The sequence below is a fragment of the Paenibacillus sp. 01T424 genome (genome assembly GCF_056398745.1).
In genome coordinates, this window is sequence record NZ_JBFTPZ010000124.1 from 1 (window position 1) to 470 (window position 470).

At 40.7% G+C, this 470-nt stretch carries 1 protein-coding gene and 1 pseudogene; both read right to left on the reverse strand.

Annotated elements, in window-relative coordinates:
• Positions 1–43: 43 nt before the first annotated feature.
• Positions 44–249: pseudogene (locus AC1DPK_RS34285) on the reverse strand (transposase); the annotation flags it as partial.
• Positions 173–470 (reverse strand): hypothetical protein (locus tag AC1DPK_RS34290; protein ID WP_477513032.1); only part of this gene is annotated, 298 nt, incomplete at its 5' end. The pseudogene AC1DPK_RS34285 and the gene AC1DPK_RS34290, both read right to left, overlap by 77 nt.

The window sequence follows — 470 nt, forward strand, 5'->3', positions numbered from 1 at the left end:
TGTACTGCTATTTTTCTATGTACTGCTATTTTTCTATTCTGGTCTATGCTTGCTTCATAGGATTATGGGCAAGCGAAAGCCACCCGACCTCCAGACTTACCTTAGGTAAGCTGCGAAGCAGAAACSCCGGAATCCTTGGTTATTCTTTATCTGCCCTAAAATACTTTTGGGTTCAATCATTCGTCTTACCGACAGCGAATATCCTTCCTCGCAGCTCAGTTTTTCCCCTGCTTGCTGCTTGTAGCGCATAATAACTCAGACTGACCATATCCAGCATCATCGATGATCGTCGTATGATTGTAATGTGCGCGAACCAATAGTGGAGAGCAAATAAGTGTAAAAGTGCACCTGTTTTTAACAAACAAGAATGGAATGTTGCAAATAGGTGTACTAATACCTCTAATTGATCAGATTTGAAGAAAATTTGGTTAAATAAGTGCATTTCTGCACTTAGATGAAGATGCTGCAGG